The sequence below is a fragment of the Caulobacter sp. RHG1 genome, assembly GCF_013181195.1.
Classification (GTDB): domain Bacteria; phylum Pseudomonadota; class Alphaproteobacteria; order Caulobacterales; family Caulobacteraceae; genus Caulobacter.
Window position 1 is genome coordinate 620,341 of the sequence record NZ_SMZP01000002.1, and the last position, 16,943, is coordinate 637,283.

Here is a 16,943-nt window from a genome sequence, read left to right on the forward strand (position 1 = left end):
GGTCGGGACCATTCAGGATTGGCTTGATGGCGCCGGAGCGGAAATCCTGGCGCGACCGCTATCGCGGGACAGCGCGACCCAGGCGCCCAGGCCGCCAACCGCCAGCACCGCCGCGATCCCCCATTTGCCCGATATGCCGCCGCTGCGATAGGTGTCGGCCAGCACCCCGAACAGACCAGCCGACACGGCGATGGCCAGCTTGATCGCCGTGGTCAGCAGGGCGAAGGCCGGCGCGTCGATGCGTTGGCCTGTGGCCTTGGCATGGTCGAACACGACAGCGCCAACCCGGTCCCAGATCAGGTTGGCCAGCGCCGAGGTCGCCAGGCCGTACAGCAGCGCCAAGGCCATAAGATGGGCGCTCGGCAGCGGCAGGATCAGCGCAACGCCCGCCGTGACGCCCATCAGGGCGAAGACCCCTGCGATCAGCCCCGGCGGGCCGCGCCACACCGCGCCGTGGGCGGCCATCGGCCCGATCACCGTTCCCACGACCATCGACAGAACGAGACTTCCGGCCAAGCCGGACCCCGGCGCGCCCGGGTGGAGGGGCAACAGGCGCGCCACGGCGCTGAGCAGGCCGTACTGGCACAGCGTGGCGAGGATCGGCATCGCGAGACGGCGATAGGGCAAGGTCCGCCAGTTCGGCCCTCCGGCCAGGACCGTGGCGCGGCCTGTCGCGCTCGACGCTCGCGCCAGACCGAAGACACTGGCCAGGACGGGCAACGCGGTCAGGCCCAGCAGCTTCATGTCGGCCAAGGCGTCATCCGGGGTCAGGAGCGCGGCATAGACCAGAACGGACGCCAGCACGCGCCCGACCGAGGTCATCACCGTCTTGTTCGTCACATAGCGCCGCACCCCGTCAGCATCTGGCGGCAAAAGCGACAGCAAGGCGTTCTGGCTGACGTCGTAGGCCGCATAAGTGAAGCGGAACGCCATCGACATCAGGCAGATGTACAGAATGGCGGGCGTCGTCCCCTCGGGCTTTGGCCCGAACAGCAGCAGCGCGAACACCAGGGCCAGACCGCCGGCGCCCGCCTGCAGGCGCAGGGCCCCGGCCAGCGGATTTCGGCGGCGGGCCAGCCAGTCCGCGATGAACAGATCGGGGAACGCGCTGACGATCACCGTGCCCAGAAGGACCGCGCCCGCCGTCGCGCCCGACAGCCCGGCACGCTCGATGAGATGGAAGCCGATCAAAAGGTCGACGGTCGACCACAGCAGAGACCGCGCGCACTGGCCCAAGCCGAAAAGCACGAAGGTCGAGCGGCCCGGGTCATGGCCCCCGGCCAATCTGGCCATACCGGATCTCATAATCCCGCGAACGCGCTCCTCGACATCCGAGTGCGATGCACGAGATTGATTCCAGAATTGTGACGATCAGCTCGACACCTAGGGGGCCAGGACGAACTCGAGCCTCCCGCCACGAACCAGGACGGCGTGGTCGATGAAGAGGCCGCCCAAGGGACGGCCGTTCCAGCGCACTGCAACCAAGCGTCCGTTCGCTGGCCCGCGCCTCTCGATCCGCACCGTGCGACCGGCGGGCAAGACGAGTCTGGCGCGGTCGAACGATGGCGTGGTCAAGGCGTAGCGCGGCTGGCCCGGGCTCAAGGGGTAAAGCCCGAGCGAGGCCCAGACATACCAGGCCGCCATGCCGCCGGCGTCGTCGTCCATGCCGTCCGCGTAGCCGATCGGGTCGAGCGCAAAGGCGCGACCATGCCAGGGCGCCGTGCGCTTGCCGCCGTTGGTGTATCCATGGTCCATCGGTCGGTGCAGGATCTGATCGACAAGGCGGGCTGTGGGTTCGGCCTCTCCGGTGACCGCGTACAGAAACGGCGCGTGGATGTCCGGCTGGTTGGTCATATTGAACAGCCCATCGCCGAAGAACCGCGTCAGCTCGACGCTGAAGCGTTCCTTGCCCAGCCCCTCGCTCACCAGCCAGTCGAGGTCGAAGACCGGCGCCCAGCGATACTGCCAAAGCGTGCCCTGATAGAGCCCCCGGGCCTTGACCACGTCGAAGTCGTCGGAGACCTGGTCGAACACCCGCCGCCACATGTCGCGGTACGCCAAGGCCTCGGCGCGCAGTCGATTGGCGATGCCGATCTGGCCCAGATCGCGCGCCAGCTCTGCCGCGGCCCAGGTGTCGTAGGCGGTCTCGATCTGCTCGTCGGGCGTCTTGCGCGGAAGGTCCTTCAGTTCGGCGATCATCAGCGGCAGGATCGCCGCCGCGTCGAAGCCGTCGATCCCCTTGCGGCGGAAATCCAGCAGGGCCACGCCCGCATGTTCGGTGCGCACGGTGATGAAGGGCTCGGTCTCGGTCGCCCATGGCGCCTTGCCGGCCAGGTAGAGCTCCGCGAGCGAGGCGGCGATGTCGGATGAACGATCGGGATCCAGCAGGCCGAGCAGCGGCAGCTGCGTGCGGTAATTGTCCCAGATGGCCCAGCCGGCATAGCGGTGACGCCCCTTGGGCGCCTGGTGCAGCGAGCCGTCCGAGCGACGATAGCGGCCATCCACGTCGTCGATACGCACGGGGGTCTGCATGACGCGGAACAGGTGCGTGTAGATCAGCCGCGCCCGCTCGTCGTCGCCCGGAACCTGGACGCGAGCCAGCTCCTTGGCCCAGGCCGCGCGCGCCGCCGCGCGGATCTGGTCGAGGCGGCGCCCGCCGACCACGGTGTCGAGCACCCGGCGCGCCGAGACCGGATCGACCACCGACAGGCCCGTACGCACGGTGACGCGGTCTCCCGCCGTCACCGGCAGATCGAAGGCTAGCCGATCGCCGTCCAGGCGCGTGGGGGCGACGGTGACGGGCTGCTCGTTCAGCGTCAGGGTCGCGGCGAATGACAGGTGATAGAGGCCCGCATCGCAGACCGTGCCGGCCGATATCTTGCCCCGCAGGTCGCCGGCCTCGCGCGCCGTCCATTCGGCCGACCGCTGCCGGGTGTAGCCGTGGCGCGGGTCGAACACGACGCGCACGGTCCCGGCTCGGGGCATGTCGAATTGCGAGACGCCGGCCGCGCCTAGCGCCGCCAGCTGCGCCTCGACGCCGTGGCCGTAGCGGACGCGATACCAGCCCGGCGCGGCGCGCTCGGAGGCCTTGTCCATTGCCCAGACCGCCCCCTCCCCCGCATAGCCTACCGCCACATGCAGGTCGCCCCCAGCGCCGCCGCACCCGACGCCCACGGCGCGGGTGTGCGAAAAGCCGGTCAGCTGCGTGGCGGTGAAGTCGTAGCCCGCGTGTTCCGCCGGGCGCGTGTCGGGCGACAGCTGCACCATGCCATAGGGACCGGTGGCGGCGGGCGTCAGCTGGCCGTGATCACCCGACGTGCCGACGAAGGGATCGACCAGATCGACCGGATCCGCGACGCGCGCCGTGGCCGGCGCCGACAGCAGCAAGGACAGGACAAGCGCATGCAATGCGCCTCGAATACTCGTGCCGCGCATGGCGCCCCCCACCAACTTCTTGCAAGGCGGCGCAAATAGACCCGATCGATGACAACTTGGCGACGATGATCGGAAGCCATCCAAGACGGATCAGCAAAGCAAATACAAAATATTCATGACGCCTGTCAGCCTTGCCGATCCCTCCGTCTCTCCTCGGTGCGCTCATGCAAGCACGGGGGATCCAATGATCAGCTTGAAGTCTCACTACCTGGCCGCCGCGGGCGGTCTGGCGCTCCTCGCCGCGTTTCCGGAATGGGCCGTGGCCCAGGTCCAACCGGCGCCTGAACCCGCCAAGACGACCACGGCCGCCGACGGCACGGAAGTCGATGGGGTCATCGTCACCGGCCTGATGCAGGGCCTGCGCCGCTCGATCGACGAGAAGCGCAACAACGACATGATCTCCGACAGCGTCAGCGCCGACGACATGGGCAAGCTGCCCTCGGCCAACCTGACGGAAGCCGCCTCGCGCATTCCCGGCGTCTCGGCCGTGCGCAACCACTTCACCGGCGAAGGCGACCGCGTCGTCATCCGCGGCATGTCGACCGAGTACAACGCCTACGCCGTCAACGGCGTGCGTATGGGCGGCACCGGCTCGCCCGGCGACAACTTCCACCGCGGCGTGCGCCTAAGCTTCCTGCCGACCTCGGGCATCGACCAGATCACTGTCTACAAGAGCCTGCTGCCCTACATGGACGGCGACGCCATCGGCGGCACGATCGACATCAAGACCCCCACGGCGTTCGACTACAAGCCGACCCACTTCGCAGGCTCGGTCGAGGGCACGCTGCTGCAGCAGCGCGACGACCGCACCTCGTGGGCGGGCGACCTCCAGCTGGGTAAGCAGTTCGGCGACCGTCTGGGCCTGTTCGTCACCGGCAACTATTCCAAGCGCCGCTCGCAGTTCGAGCAGATCGGCAACTCCGGGGATAACATGCCCCGCACCTGGTACAGCACGACCCAGAGCCTGGACTTCGATCCCAAGACCTTCGTCACCCGCGGTCTGGAAATGTCGACCGGCAACACCGACGTCGAGCGCTGGGGCTTCAACGGTTCGCTCGACTGGCGCGGCGACAACCACCTGTTCCACCTGCGCGGCCAGTACAACGAATATACCGAGACCCAATTCCGTAACCGCCTGAACTTCCGCAACGAAGGCGGCACCAGCGTCTCGAACCGGCTGGAACAGGTCGACAAGAAGGCCGGCGGCCTGGCCCAGCCGCAAAACGCCATCGTCGGCTATGGCGCCAAGGGCGCGATCTACAGCTACACCACCGCCCAGATCATCGACCGCGACAAGGACGGCGTGATCACCGACGCCGACAAGGGCGGCGCGGGCTTCTACAGCCTGAACGGCGCCTCGGGCGCCTGGGACCCGAAGGGCTTCCGCCTGCGCCGCTACTGGGAAGGCGGCACGACCAAGGGCCTGCTGTCGCTGGTCAATTTCGGCGGCGAGAGCACCTTCGGCGACTTCAAGATCGACTACGACGTGTCGCACTCGGAGTCCGAGGACAACATCGTCGACAGCTACGAGATGTACTTCGGCCGCAACGCCTATCTCTGGAAAGGCAATGAGGGCGTCGAGATCGTCAACCAGGGCAACCCGCAGTACCTGAAGTGGGTGCTGAACCCGGCAGGCATGGCCGGTGTGCAGGATCTGAAGGAGTTCACCGCCTCCAGCCTGAGCGGCAGCTACGGCGGCGCGAAGGAAACCCTGAACCAGGGCCAGTTCAACGTCTTCTACAAGCCCACCGGCTCGTGGCTGCAGGAAGTGCGCGCCGGCGCCAAGTACTACAAGTCCGAGCGCGAGCGCATCAACGGCTCGCTGATGGACCTGTCGCCCAAGGGCACGATGGCCGACTACTCGTCGCTGTTCGGCGAGCCGGTTACCGACATGTTCGGCGGGCGCTACACCGGCCTCCACCAGCTGGGCGCGGTCATCGACACCGACAAGATGATGGCTGAGATCAAGCGCGGCCAGGCCGGTCAATCGACCCTGCTGACCAAGAACGATGTCGACGCGATCGACTACGCCTCGACCTGGTTCTACGACGAGAAGGTCGTCTCGGCCTACGCCATGGCCACGGCCCGCTTCGGCGACGCCGAGATCATCGCCGGCGTGCGCATGGAAGACACCAAGAACATCATCCGCGCCTGGACGGAAGACCCGGTGCGTGGCGAGGACTACACCAAGGACACCTCTGGCTTCACCAACTGGCTGCCGTCGATCCACCTCAACTACGACCTGAACGCCAACGCCAAGCTGCGCGCGGCGATCTGGACCAGCGTCTCGCGTCCCGACATCAACCGGATGACCTCGGTCAAGGAGTACGGCTACAACAGCGATCCGGACAACGACGGCGTCACCAACCCGACCAGCCAGTGGGTTCTGGAGAGCATCAATCAGGGTAATCCGAACCTGAAGCCGATGACCTCGGTGAACTACGACCTGTCAGCGGAATACTATAACGGCCGCACCGGCGCCTATTCGCTGGCCCTGTTCTACAAGGACATCGACAAGTTCCTGTTCCGCTCGTCGTCGTCGATCATCCAGAACGGCACGGCCGGCGAGTTCGACGATCCGTCGGGCGTGTCGATCTCCCAGCCGCTGAACGGTCACAAGGCCAAGATCTACGGCGTCGAGATCAACGCCCGCCAGCAACTGCACTGGCTGCCCTCGCCGTTCAACGGCCTGGGCGTGGCGATGAACGCAACGCTGCAGAAGTCCGAGGCCGTGACCGGCCTGTCGTGGCACCCCAAGGGCTACACCCTGCCCTTCATGGAAACGCCCAACCAGATCGTGAACCTGGAACTGTTCTGGGAACACAAGGGCTGGGAAGCCTACGTGGCCTATAACTATCAGGCCGCTTCGCTGGAAGACATCGAGGACTACGGCAACGACCCCTACGAGCAGAACTACCACTTCGTGGATCTTATGCTGCGCCGAAAGATCAACGAGAACCTGACGGCGACCTTCAAGGTCCAGAACCTGCTGGACAGCTACACCTACTACTACACCTTCGGCAAAGGTAAGGGCGGCGTTCGCGACTACATCGAGAACGGTCGCTATCTCAGCCTGAACATGAACTGGCGGTTCTAGACCCGCCTCCGGCTCGCGGGGCGCTGCGCCTCGCGAGCCTTCTGCTTTCCAGATCTCAAGGACATCCCATGCGCCCCTTCGTTCGCCTCGGCGCGACCGCGTTTTCGCTGGCGCTCTACGCCACGCCCGTCTTCGCCCAGACCTCGAACTTGCCCGAGCGGGTAATCGTCAACCTGACCGACGCGCCGGCCACCAGCCTGGCCTTCAACTGGCGGGCCGCGCCGGACTCCGGCGACGGCTTTGTGGAATACGCGCCCCTGACGCCGGGTCCCGGCTTCGTCCAGCAGGCCGTCCGCCTTCCCGCCCAGCGCACGGCGGCGGCGTTCAAGACCCGCGACGACCAGGATGTTTCGGCCGAGTACTACAGCGCCCGCATCACGGGCCTCACGCCCGCCAGCCAATACGCCTATCGCGTCGGCAAGGAGGGGGCCTGGTCGCCCTGGCGCCAGGTGCGGACCGCCGCGGCGGAGGCCAAGCCGTTCACCTTCCTCTATATGGGCGACGTCCAGAACGACATCCGCTCCATGGGCGGACACGCGGTGCGACGCGCATTGCGCGAAACGCCAGACGCGGCGTTCATGCTGTTCACCGGCGACCTGATCAACCGCGCCGACAACGACGTCGAGTGGGGCGAATGGTTCGACATGGCTGTCGACCGCATCGCCGAGACGCCGTCGCTGATGACGCCCGGCAATCACGAATACACCAAGCCTCAGGGCGCGATCGCCCAGTCCCTGGCCCGGCAATGGCGACTGCAGTTCACCCTGCCCGACAACGCGCCGGTCGAGGCGCTGAAGGAAACCGTCTATCGCGTCGACTACCAGGGTCTGCGCCTGATCTCGCTGGACGCCGACATGATGGACGAGAGCGCCGAGTCCGCCCGCGCCCAGATCGCCTGGCTGGAGCGTCAGCTGGCCGAAAACCCCGGCCACTGGACGGCCGTCTTCCTGCACTATCCGCTGTACTCGACGGCGCAGGGGCGCGATCAAAGCGAGCTGCGGGCGGCCCTTCAGCCTTTGCTCGACAAGTACGCCGTCGACCTGGTTCTGGCGGGCCACGACCACACCTACGGTCGAGGCCGTCCGCACGCGGCGGGGCCGGTCTACATGGTCTCCAACGTCGGCCCAAAGCAGTATCCGCTGGGCGACCTGAGCTGGACCACGCGCAAGGGCAGCGGCATCCAGCTGTATCAGCAGGTCGAGGTCTCCCCCACCCGCCTGACGGTCCGCGCCTACACCGTGGACGGCGTCCTGTATGACGCATTCCAGCTGGATAAGCCCGGCAAGGCTCCCGCCAAGCTGGTCGATCTGAAGCCCGCGACGCCAGAGCTGATCCTCCGGAAGGACGACAAGCAATGAGCGCCGCGCTCCTGGGCCTTCTGGCGGCCCTGGCCGCGCCGGTCTGCGGCGCCACGCCGACCATGGACCGGCTGCAGGCCGAACTGGACCGACCGCGCGGCGACCTGCTGATCGCCGCGCACCGAGCCGGCCACCTGGGTGCGCCGGAGAACTCCCTGGCCGCCATCGACGAAGCGGTGGCCGAAGGCGCCGACATCGTCGAGATCGACATCAAGGTCTCGGCCGACGGCGTGCCGTATCTGATGCACGACCAGACCGTGACCCGCACCACAGGCGGCAAGGGCGACGCCGAGCGCCTGACCTACGCCCAGGTGCGTCAGCTGACACTGAAGGGCGGCCAGGAGCCGCCCCCCTCCCTGCTGGAGGCGCTGCGCCGGACCTGTGGTCGGGTGCTGGTCGACCTGGATCTCAAGACCGATCGCCTCGCGCCGATCGTGGCCGTCGTCGACGGCCTGGGCATGACAGGCCAGGTGATCTTCTTCGACGGCGACAGCGACCTGCTGCGTCAAGCTCGCAGGCTGGCGCCGACGATCCGGGTGATGCCCCGGGTGGCCAAGGCCGACGACTTGAAGGACAAGGCCGCGGGACTAGCGCCGGTCGCCATCATCCATGGCGATCCGGAGTCGCTGACCCCGGACTTGCAGACGGGCGTTCGCGCCCTGCCCGCCCGCACCTGGATCAACAGCCTGGATGAGGTCGACGAGGTGATCGCCGCCGACGCGCCGGATGTCTGCGCACGCCTGGGCGTCCTGATCGGTCTCGACGCCAATGTGATCCAAACCGACCAACCTCGACGGTTGCGGGCCGCGTTGACGGCCTGTCGCCTGAAGGCGGCGCGCTAGAAGCTGCGGCTCACCGCCAGGGTCACGGTCGGGCCATTGCGGATGTACTCGCGCAAATGGTCCGGCCCTGATCCGAAGGTATACCAGTAGGTATGGCTGTTCAGCGCGTTACGAACCTGAAGCGACGCCAGGCCATTCGCGCCCAGGCGTCGCCGAAGGCTCAAGTCCACGAAGCTGTAGCCGCGCTCGTAGGGATCGTTGCCGAAGCTGTCCATGCCTTCCAGGAAGGCCGACTGGTGGCTCCAGGCGACCGCCGCTTCCCAGGCGCCACGCTGCCAGAACACTTCCACGGACGCGAGCAGTTCGGGCGCCTCGGTCAGCGGCAGCACGTCGTCGGCCGGTCGCCACGAGATGTTGGCGGCCGCCCGACTGACCTGCCAGGTCAGCATGGCGGTCAGGCCCAGCCCCTTCAGCGGCGCAGGCGCCCCATCGAATGCGTGGCGCAGGCCAAGCTCGACCCCGGTGATCCGCCCCCAGCGCCCATTGACGTACGCCTTGACCGGGACGCCATCCTGCGAGCCGGTGTCGACCAGCCCGCCATCCCGGATCGTGGAGGTCGAGGGGCGGTAGAGGAAGTTGCGGATGTCCTTGCGAAACAGCGCCAGGGACCAAGTCGTCGAACGGCCGTAGTGCTCCAATGACAGATCGTAGCCGGTCGCCGTCATCGGCAGAAGATCAGGCGAGCCGCGGCGCACCTGCGTCAGCACCCACTCGGACTCGGGATTGACCTCGCCGTCCTTGTCCGGGTCCTGATCGTAGATGTACTGCTGGCCCAGGGTCATGCGGGCGATGTCGGGGCGGGCGAAGCTCGTCCAGAGCGCCGCACGGAGCGTCAGGGCCTCGCCCAGCGGACGCCGGTAGTGCAGCGAGGGCAGAACGTTGGTGAACGTGTTGCCGTCTCGCGCGACCCCGTCGCCGCGGATCGCGTCCGTCACGGGCACGGCCATGCGGCTACGCGTATGTTCGACGCGGACACCGCCCGTCAGCAGATTGTCGCCCCACCGCGCCGTCGCCATGAAGTAGCCAGCCAGGGCGTGTTCGCGCAGACGAAAGTTCGTCACCCTCGTCTCTCCATCGCCTTCCGGATCGATCCGGAAGTCGCGGCTAACGCCACCATAGGCCCGCTCCAATTCCAGCAGCATGGCGTCGGAGTCGAGGATCACGCCGAGTTGATGGTCTCCGGCGTAGCGCCCGCCGAACAGACTGCTGACCGGGTCGCCGAACAGGCCGCTCAGGTCGGCCAGGGTCTTGGGTCCCTCCAGCGTGGGACGCGAGACTGACACGCTTTGACGGTCGGACCGCATGTACCGTCCGCCGATCTTCAAGACTTCCAGCCAAGACCCGGTTGGCGCGTAGGCAACGTCGATCTGGCCCTGAACCAGCGTCTCGACCGTCTCCTCCGTCCCGCCGGTCAGGCTCCGGAACGCATAGGAAGCCGGATCCTGCACGCCCTTCATCCCGGCCGGGTTAAGGCCCCACACCGGATAGCGCGGATCGTCAGTCTCGATGACCTCCAGCCCGCGATTGCCCAGCCAGCCGACGGCGTCGGTGCGGAACTCCAGATTATAGCCATCGTCGAGATCGTCCTCCGATCGCGACACCGACAGGTCATAGTCGATGGTCCATGGCCCAGCCCACCGCTCGCCGCCCACGGTGACCGAGGACAGCAGGCCCGACTCTCGCGTCGCTTCCCAGAACCGCCTCAGGCGAAAGCCCATCGGATCCCAGACGCCGGACGCTCCGTCGAGGCTGTAGACCGACCGCACCTTGCGATCGGCGTCGGTGATCCGGCCGTCCCCATCGGCATCCTTCATCTGCGCTGTCGTGTAGCCGTAGATGCGGCCCAGGCGGGCGTCGGCGCCGATGATCATGTCCTCAGGCTGAGCCAAGCCTGTCAGCGTCTTGTCCACTTGGCTGAACCGCTCAGTTCCTTTCAGGCCATCGTTTCGGAAGTTCAGGCGGTTTCGGTACTCTTCGCCGTCATAGCGGTTGTACTGGACGCGCAGATGCAGCGCCTGGGCCGTCCCCCGCCAGTCCAGGTTGCCATTGACGCCAATGCGGCGGACGCGGGTCTCGCCGACCGCCAGCTCCATGCCGCGCATCACGAAGGTGTCGGCATCCCAGCCCACCGACTGCACGTCGCGGTACCAGACCCGGGGCAGGTCGTCGCTATCGCCGCCGACCATCTCGAACCGCGAGCGCGCGTCGCTCCAGTTGGCGGCGATGAAGATGGCCAGATCGTCTGAAAGACGGCGAGAGGCGGCGACAGCCAGCTTCCGCGCCGGCGGACGATCGAAACGCATCAGCCAGCCGCTTTCCACCGACAGGCGCACCTGGTCCTTGCCGGCGTCGAACCCCGACGGCGTCTGGATATCGATCAGCCCGCCCAACGCGTCGCCGTCCATATCCGGGGTCAGGGTCTTGCGCACGACAAGGGCGTCGATCCCGTCGGGCGGAAGATAGCTGAGCCGCACGCCGCGATAGAACTTGTCCGCCCGCGACCCCACGCCGCCCAGGCGCACGCCGTTGATCCGATAGGCGTTCCATTCCGTCGACATGCCCCGCACCGTGATCCGGTCGCCCTCCCCGGTCTGGTGGTTGCGCACCACGTTCACGCCGGGCAGGCGCGCCAACGACTCGGCGACATTGCTGGTAGGCAGAGTTCCCTGGTCGTCGGCGCGGACGATATCGCTGACGCCCTCGTTGCGACGCTTCATCTCGAGCGCCTGGCGCGTCGCGCCGATGCGTCCGAGGATGACCAACGCTTCAACCGGCGCGGCCGACGTGGACGTCGGCGCAGGCGAGACGATTTCCGGGGTGTCCGCTTCGACCACCAACATGTCGCCGATGCCGCGCACGCGCAGCCCCTGGCCCGCGACCAGCCGCTCCAGCGCCGCGCGCGCGGTAGCCGAACCGCGAAAACCGCGCGCGGCGCGGCCACGGATTAGCGCGCTGTCGGCGACGATCGCCACCCCCGTTTGCCGCGACAGTTCGCGAATGGCGTCAGGCAGCGCCCCACCCACGATGCGGACATCGCGCACCGCCGGGCTTCCGGACGCCTGCGCCTGAAGCGGCGCGCTCAGCGTCCCGACCAGGACGGCGGCGCCGAGCAGGAACGCGCGGGGCGACGCCATGGCGGGTCAGCGATCGAGCAGAACGCGACCGGAAGCTTCGGTTCGCAGCCTCAGGCCCTGGGTCTCGGCGACGACGGCAAGCACCGACCGCGGGTCGTTCGCCTTGAAGCGCCCGCTGACCCGTCGTCCAGCCAGCGAGGGATGACCAAGAGCAACCTCAAGTCCCGGCGCCTGACGCTGCAATTCCAGCAGCAGATCGGCCAGCTTCATGTCGTCGGCGTCGATCCAGCCCTGGGTCCAGTCAGGCCCTTCGGCGTCGATGGCGATGCGACGCGTCAGCGACGGCGCCAGCGGCGCCTCTCCGGCGACGATGCGATGCCCGGCGGTCAGGACGATCCCGTGCTTTGGCGACTTGAGGTCGACCACCTCGATACGGCCTTCCAGGACGCTGATCTCCACCGTCCCGTCGCTGCGCTCGTCGACGTTGAACCGGGTTCCCAGCGCGGTCACGCGGTGCGAGGCGGTGAAGACCGAGAACGGCCGATGGATGTCCTTGGCCACGGCGAAGAACCCCTCGCCGCGCAGATGGACATCTCGCTTGCCAGCGTCGAAGGCTGTCCTGATATCACTGCCGCCGTTCAGCTGGATCAGCGATCCGTCGTCCAGAGTCGCTCGCAGCGGATGTCCGGCCGGCGCCTCGAACGACTGGCGCACCACCGCCTCAGGGGCAGGCAGGACCATAATGGCCGCGGCAACGCCCGCCATCGCCAGCCCCGCGCCACAGGCCGCCGCCCAGCGCCAGTTCCGCGCCTGTCGGCGAGGCTTGGCCCGGATGGGCTCAAGCATCGCCTGGGCATGAGCCAGGGCCGGGTCGGACAGCATCTGCTCATGCGCCTGCAGAAGCGCCGCCCGCTCGGGACCGCCGTCCAGCCAGACGCGCAAAGCCGCCTCGGCCGCCGCGTCCATCTCGCGACGCCGCAGACGATCGGCCCACAGGGCGGCCTGCGCCTCGATAATATCTCGCTCGTGCTTCATCAGCCGGGTTCGCTCGAAACCGCGCGCCGCACCTCGATGGCCGCCCGGCTGTAGTGTTTCTGGGCCGCTTCGACGGAGATCCCCAGCCGCGCCGCGATCTGAGGATAGCCCAGCTCGGCCGACTGTCTCAGCATGAACACCTCACGGCGCAGTCGCGGCATCGCCCGCAGGGTCCGGGCGTAAAGATCGGCCCGCTGCTTCATGTCCAGCGCCTCGAGCGGAGATGGATCCGCCGACGGAACATGATCCTCGATCATGCCCACGGGCGTTCCGGACCGTCCCCTGTCGCTCAGCAGATTGAGGGCGATGCGGAAGGCGTAGGCGACCGGGTCCTTCAGCGGCGTGTCGCGTGATCGCGCCAACGCCCGCACCTGGGCCTCCTGGGTGATGTCGTCCGCATCGGCTTGGCTACGCACGCGGCTACGGACGAGAGCACGCAAACGATTGGCGTTCTTAGCCAACAGATGCCCTGTACTCGAGTCTTCAATCAACATCGCGAGCCGCTTCTAAGCGGCAATCATGACGCATCGAAAACAGCGCCATGAAATAACGGCCACGCTTGGACATCCCAGTCGGCGAGGCAACCGGCCACACGGCCTGGCGACGCGCCGGAGACTCCCCCCAGACCGTCGCTCGCAAAGTCCTCTAGGAATTAGCAACGGCTCATCAGGTGAGGTGTGGCGATCTTCCCACTCCGCTCACGTGGCGCGCTCTCAGGCAGCGAGCGATACGCCGTTCTCCAGCCGAACCATCAGGCGCTCCAGCGTGGAGCGCTTCAGCGGCTTGCCGTCCCGCAGCTTGACCCAGGTCGTTTCGCTGATGGCGAGGCGGGCCTGCAGGTGTTCCCGCGTGAGCGCAGGAACCCCGGCGCGCACCCGCGCGACCAGCTCCGGAGAAGCGACGACAGTCTCGACCATGGGATATTCACCTTCTCGCGCGGCGGACCTATGACGCCGCGAATGGGCGCTAGATCAGCCCCAGCGCCCGGGCCTTCTCGACCGCCTCGCCACGCGTCTGCGCCTCCAGCACGGCCCGCGCGCCCTCGACATGCTGGTCCACCGTCCGCAGCGAGATGCCCAGCTGGCTGCCGATGGCGGATGACGACAGACCCTTGGCGACCAGGCTCAGGCACTGCGCCTGACGGACCTTCAGGGTCACCGCTTCCGATTTCATGATGCTCGCCTCGCGTTTCAGATGGCGTCGGAGCGACCAGCGTCGGGCCGGCCGCTCCGAGCGGGCCTAGAACCGGAACCGCGCGCCGAGACGGAACATCCGCCCGAACACGTCGTGCAGCGTCGTGTTGACCGCGACCGGCACATTCCCGTCCGAGGGCGAGAACGGCGGTTGATTGTTCAGGATGTTGCGGACGTTGAGATAGAAGTCGACGTCCCGGCCGGCGATGTCGACCTTGTAGCTGACCTGGCCGTCGAGATAGGCCTGGGCCGGGATGCGGTCGATCGGCACGATCGTGGTGTCGCGCGTCACGTCGTACTTGCCGCTGCCGACGTAGCGGACCTGCAGGAAGCTGGCAAAACGGTCGAGGCTGTAATTGACCTGCGCCGTGCCACGCCAGTGCGGGAAGGGATTGATACCGGCCTCCCCTGCCCGATCGATCGGCTTGGCGCCAGGCGTGGTCGTCTCCTGCTTGGCCAGGTAGGACGCCAGGCCCCGCACATGCAGCGAGCCGCCCCAGCCGAACCATTCCTGGATCGGCGCCTGATAGCCCATCTCGATATCGACGCCGCGGGTCTTGGCCGAGGCCAGGTTGATCGGCGAGGCGTTGAACTGGACGATCGTGCCCGCCCCGTTGCGGACCACGACCGGACAGGCGGCCGCGACGCCAGCGAAGCACTGGTCGACGGCCGTCTGGGCCCCGATGTTGCCGATCGCGTCCTCGATCCGGATGTCATAGTAGTCGATCGAGGTGTTGAAGCCCGCCAGCCACGACGGGCTGTAGATCACCCCGAAGGTCAAAGCGTCGGCGATTTCGGGCTGTAGCACGGCATTGCCGGTGTTGTAGGTCGGAATGCCCTGCACGCGGGTGTTGCCGTTGGCGGGATCGGTGACCGTCGAGGTGCTCTGGCGGCCGGCCTGGAACAGCTCCGACAGGTTGGGCGCACGGATGTCGCGCGAACGGGTGCCGCGCAGGCGCAGGTCCTGGAATGGCCGGTAGCTGAGGCCGACCTTCCACGTGTTGACCGAGCCGCTCGTGCTGTAATCGGTGATGCGTCCGGCCGCGTTCAGCTCCAGGGACTCCACCAGCGGCAGATCCTTCAGCAGCGGCACGACCAGTTCGGCATAGGCTTCCTTGACCTCGTAACGGCCGGTCCAGGGCGAGGGGTTGCCGAACAGGAAGGCGCCGGTCTGCGACAGCGGGTCGGCCGTGACCTTGGCCCGCTCGACGCGGTATTCGGCGCCGACCGCGAAGTCGATCGGACCGGCCCAGCCCTCAAGCAGCGGACCCGACAGGTTGGCCGCCATCACGTCCTGCTCGACGATGGCGTGCGAAGCGCTGACGCCGCGCGTCCAGTCCAGAGCCGCTTCCGACGGCGCGCCCTCGCCGAACACGTTGAAGGGCACGCAGCCGTTCGCCGGGTTAGTCAGGCTGGAGCGGCAGACGATCTGGCCACCGGCCGGATTGACCACCGCGTCGATGGCCTGGGCGAAGCGCGCGGTGATTTCGTCGTTGTTGGTGGCGTTGTCCTGAACCGTCCGGCCGTACTGGTAGTAGGCGTTGGCCTTGAGGGACCCGAAGGTGGCGTCCGCGCCGACCACGCCGCGATAGGTCTCCGAGTCCACCGTGGTCGTCACGAAGCCGCGCTCGCGCGAGAACCGCAGCATGGACAGCGAGGTGACGCCGGCGGCAGTCATCTGATTACGGACGCTGGTCGGCAGGAAGGCGTTGTCGCGCTGGATCGTGAACGGATTGGCGGTCTGGTGACGGTTGTAGGTGTTGTTCACCGTCGAGGTCGACGCGCCATACATCCCCTCGGCATAGACGTTGATGTTGTCGGCCAGGTCGTAGCTGACCCGCGAGAACAGGCTGCCGCGCTCCAGCGGGCGCTGGATCTCCTGGATCAGCTCGGTGCGCACGCCGTCGCCGCCGACCTGTAGCGTAGAGGTCGTCAGGGCCCCGAAGTTGTAGGGTGCGGCCACGCCGCCCGGCAGGAACTGGATGCCGCGGAACAGCGCGTTGTTGGCCGCCGTACCGCCCGAGGCCGAGATGACCATGCCGCCGTACGTACCGACGGTGCGCACGTCGTTCTGCAGCAGGAAGGTCGGGGTCCCGGCCGGATTGTTGATCAGGCCGACACCCTGCTGGGCCCACTTGCGACGGCCGGGCGCGACGCCCTCGCTCTTGAAGTAGTCGCCGCTGATCAGGACGTGGCCCTTGCCCCCGGCGAAGGCCGTGCCCGCCGACAGGGTGGCGCGGCGTTCGAAGTTGTCGCCCTTGTCGGTGGAGCCGAGGTTGACCTCGCCCTTCACGCCCTCGAACTGCTTGTCGAGGATGAAGTTGACGACGCCGGCCACGGCGTCCGAGCCGTAAGCGGCCGAGGCGCCGCCGGTGACCACCTCGACCCGTTGCACGATGCCGGCGGGCAGCATGTTGACGTCGACGCTGCCGGTCAGATTGGTCGCGACCACGCGACGGCCGTCCAGCAGGGTCAGGGTGCGGCTGGCGCCCAGCGAGCGCAGGTTCAGGAAGCTCTGGCCGCCCTGCACGGTGCCCGAGTTGCGTTGCGGGCCCGAGCTGTTGGTCAGGGCCGGCAATTGGCGAAGCGACTCGGCCATGGTCGACGGCGCGGCCTTGGCCAGTTGGTCGGCGCCGAGGATGGTGACCGGGGTCGGCGCGGTGAAGCCCGCCCGCGGCACGCGCGAACCGGTGACCACCACCTCGCTGACCGCCTGGTTGCCGTCGCCTTGGCCGGCGGCTGGCGTTGCGGTCTGGGCCTGAGCGCCAGTGGCGATCAGCACGGCCACGGAACCGCCCAGCAGAAGGCTGGCCCGCAGGCCTCGGACGTCGATCATGGTTCCCTCCCTCGGAACTTTATTCATTTTTCTTGGCGAAGGGGTCGGCTCGAAACGTCGCCGCCACGAGGAC

11 protein-coding genes are annotated in these 16,943 nt (G+C 67.4%); 3 read left to right on the forward strand and 8 right to left on the reverse strand.

Annotated features, from left to right (window positions below; genetic code table 11):
- Nucleotides 1-12: 12 nt before the first annotated feature.
- Nucleotides 13-1,293: an MFS transporter gene (locus E1H18_RS06685; protein ID WP_172265096.1), complete on the reverse strand. Its 1,281-nt coding sequence runs from the start codon at nt 1,291-1,293 to the stop codon at nt 13-15.
- Between the two features lie 90 nt (nt 1,294-1,383).
- A complete protein-coding gene (locus E1H18_RS06690) occupies nt 1,384-3,435 on the reverse strand; it encodes a glycoside hydrolase domain-containing protein (protein ID WP_172265099.1) in 2,052 nt (683 codons plus the stop codon).
- A 184-nt stretch (nt 3,436-3,619) separates the two neighbouring features.
- On the opposite strand from E1H18_RS06690, the gene E1H18_RS06695 reads away from it, so the two are divergent.
- From E1H18_RS06695 to E1H18_RS06705, 3 genes are all read left to right on the forward strand, one after another.
- Entirely contained in the window at nt 3,620-6,532 is a 2,913-nt protein-coding gene (locus tag E1H18_RS06695; protein ID WP_194247888.1) for a TonB-dependent receptor, read from the forward strand.
- A 68-nt stretch (nt 6,533-6,600) separates the two neighbouring features.
- The gene (locus E1H18_RS06700; protein WP_172265102.1) at nt 6,601-7,890 is read left to right on the forward strand and encodes a metallophosphoesterase family protein; all 1,290 of its coding nucleotides are present in this window, start codon (nt 6,601-6,603) and stop codon (nt 7,888-7,890) included.
- Complete coding sequence (locus E1H18_RS06705; protein WP_172265105.1) at nt 7,887-8,732, forward strand: glycerophosphodiester phosphodiesterase family protein; 846 nt, start codon at nt 7,887-7,889, stop codon at nt 8,730-8,732. Before E1H18_RS06700 ends, E1H18_RS06705 begins: the two co-directional genes overlap by 4 nt.
- On the opposite strand, the gene E1H18_RS06710 is transcribed toward E1H18_RS06705, so the two are convergent.
- The 6 genes from E1H18_RS06710 to E1H18_RS06735 all read right to left on the reverse strand — a co-directional run bounded on the left by E1H18_RS06710 (nt 8,729) and on the right by E1H18_RS06735 (nt 16,870).
- Nucleotides 8,729-11,866, reverse strand: coding sequence for a TonB-dependent receptor (locus tag E1H18_RS06710; protein WP_172265108.1), 3,138 nt, complete (start codon nt 11,864-11,866; stop codon nt 8,729-8,731). The two genes, E1H18_RS06705 and E1H18_RS06710, sit on opposite strands and share 4 nt — an antisense overlap.
- 6 nt (nt 11,867-11,872) lie before the next feature.
- Nucleotides 11,873-12,841 carry a FecR family protein gene (locus E1H18_RS06715; RefSeq protein WP_172265111.1) on the reverse strand — a complete coding sequence of 323 codons (969 nt, stop codon included), beginning with the start codon at nt 12,839-12,841 and terminating at the stop codon, nt 11,873-11,875.
- Nucleotides 12,841-13,335, reverse strand: coding sequence for an RNA polymerase sigma factor (locus E1H18_RS06720; protein WP_172265114.1), 495 nt, complete (start codon nt 13,333-13,335; stop codon nt 12,841-12,843). The genes E1H18_RS06715 and E1H18_RS06720 overlap by 1 nt, the downstream gene beginning before the upstream one ends.
- Before the next feature lie 219 nt (nt 13,336-13,554).
- On the reverse strand, nt 13,555-13,758 hold the full coding sequence (locus E1H18_RS06725) for a hypothetical protein (RefSeq protein ID WP_172265117.1): 204 nt from the start codon (nt 13,756-13,758) through the stop codon (nt 13,555-13,557).
- A gap of 49 nt (nt 13,759-13,807) precedes the next feature.
- A complete protein-coding gene (locus E1H18_RS06730; protein WP_172265120.1) occupies nt 13,808-14,014 on the reverse strand; it encodes a response regulator transcription factor in 207 nt (68 codons plus the stop codon).
- Between the two features lie 66 nt (nt 14,015-14,080).
- The gene (locus E1H18_RS06735; protein ID WP_172265123.1) at nt 14,081-16,870 is read right to left on the reverse strand and encodes a TonB-dependent siderophore receptor; all 2,790 of its coding nucleotides are present in this window, start codon (nt 16,868-16,870) and stop codon (nt 14,081-14,083) included.
- Between the last annotated feature and the right edge of the window lie 73 nt (nt 16,871-16,943).

Coding starts and splice junctions, on each gene's coding strand:
- E1H18_RS06730 (WP_172265120.1), bottom strand. CDS start 14,014: ATGAAATCGGAAGCGGTGACCCTGAAGGTCCGTCAGGCGCAGTGCCTG.
- E1H18_RS06700 (WP_172265102.1), top strand. CDS start 6,601: ATGCGCCCCTTCGTTCGCCTCGGCGCGACCGCGTTTTCGCTGGCGCTC.
- E1H18_RS06710 (WP_172265108.1), bottom strand. CDS start 11,866: ATGGCGTCGCCCCGCGCGTTCCTGCTCGGCGCCGCCGTCCTGGTCGGG.
- E1H18_RS06725 (WP_172265117.1), bottom strand. CDS start 13,758: ATGGTCGAGACTGTCGTCGCTTCTCCGGAGCTGGTCGCGCGGGTGCGC.
- E1H18_RS06735 (WP_172265123.1), bottom strand. CDS start 16,870: ATGATCGACGTCCGAGGCCTGCGGGCCAGCCTTCTGCTGGGCGGTTCC.
- E1H18_RS06685 (WP_172265096.1), bottom strand. CDS start 1,293: ATGGCCAGATTGGCCGGGGGCCATGACCCGGGCCGCTCGACCTTCGTG.
- E1H18_RS06705 (WP_172265105.1), top strand. CDS start 7,887: ATGAGCGCCGCGCTCCTGGGCCTTCTGGCGGCCCTGGCCGCGCCGGTC.
- E1H18_RS06720 (WP_172265114.1), bottom strand. CDS start 13,335: ATGTTGATTGAAGACTCGAGTACAGGGCATCTGTTGGCTAAGAACGCC.
- E1H18_RS06715 (WP_172265111.1), bottom strand. CDS start 12,841: ATGAAGCACGAGCGAGATATTATCGAGGCGCAGGCCGCCCTGTGGGCC.
- E1H18_RS06695 (WP_194247888.1), top strand. CDS start 3,620: ATGATCAGCTTGAAGTCTCACTACCTGGCCGCCGCGGGCGGTCTGGCG.
- E1H18_RS06690 (WP_172265099.1), bottom strand. CDS start 3,435: ATGCGCGGCACGAGTATTCGAGGCGCATTGCATGCGCTTGTCCTGTCC.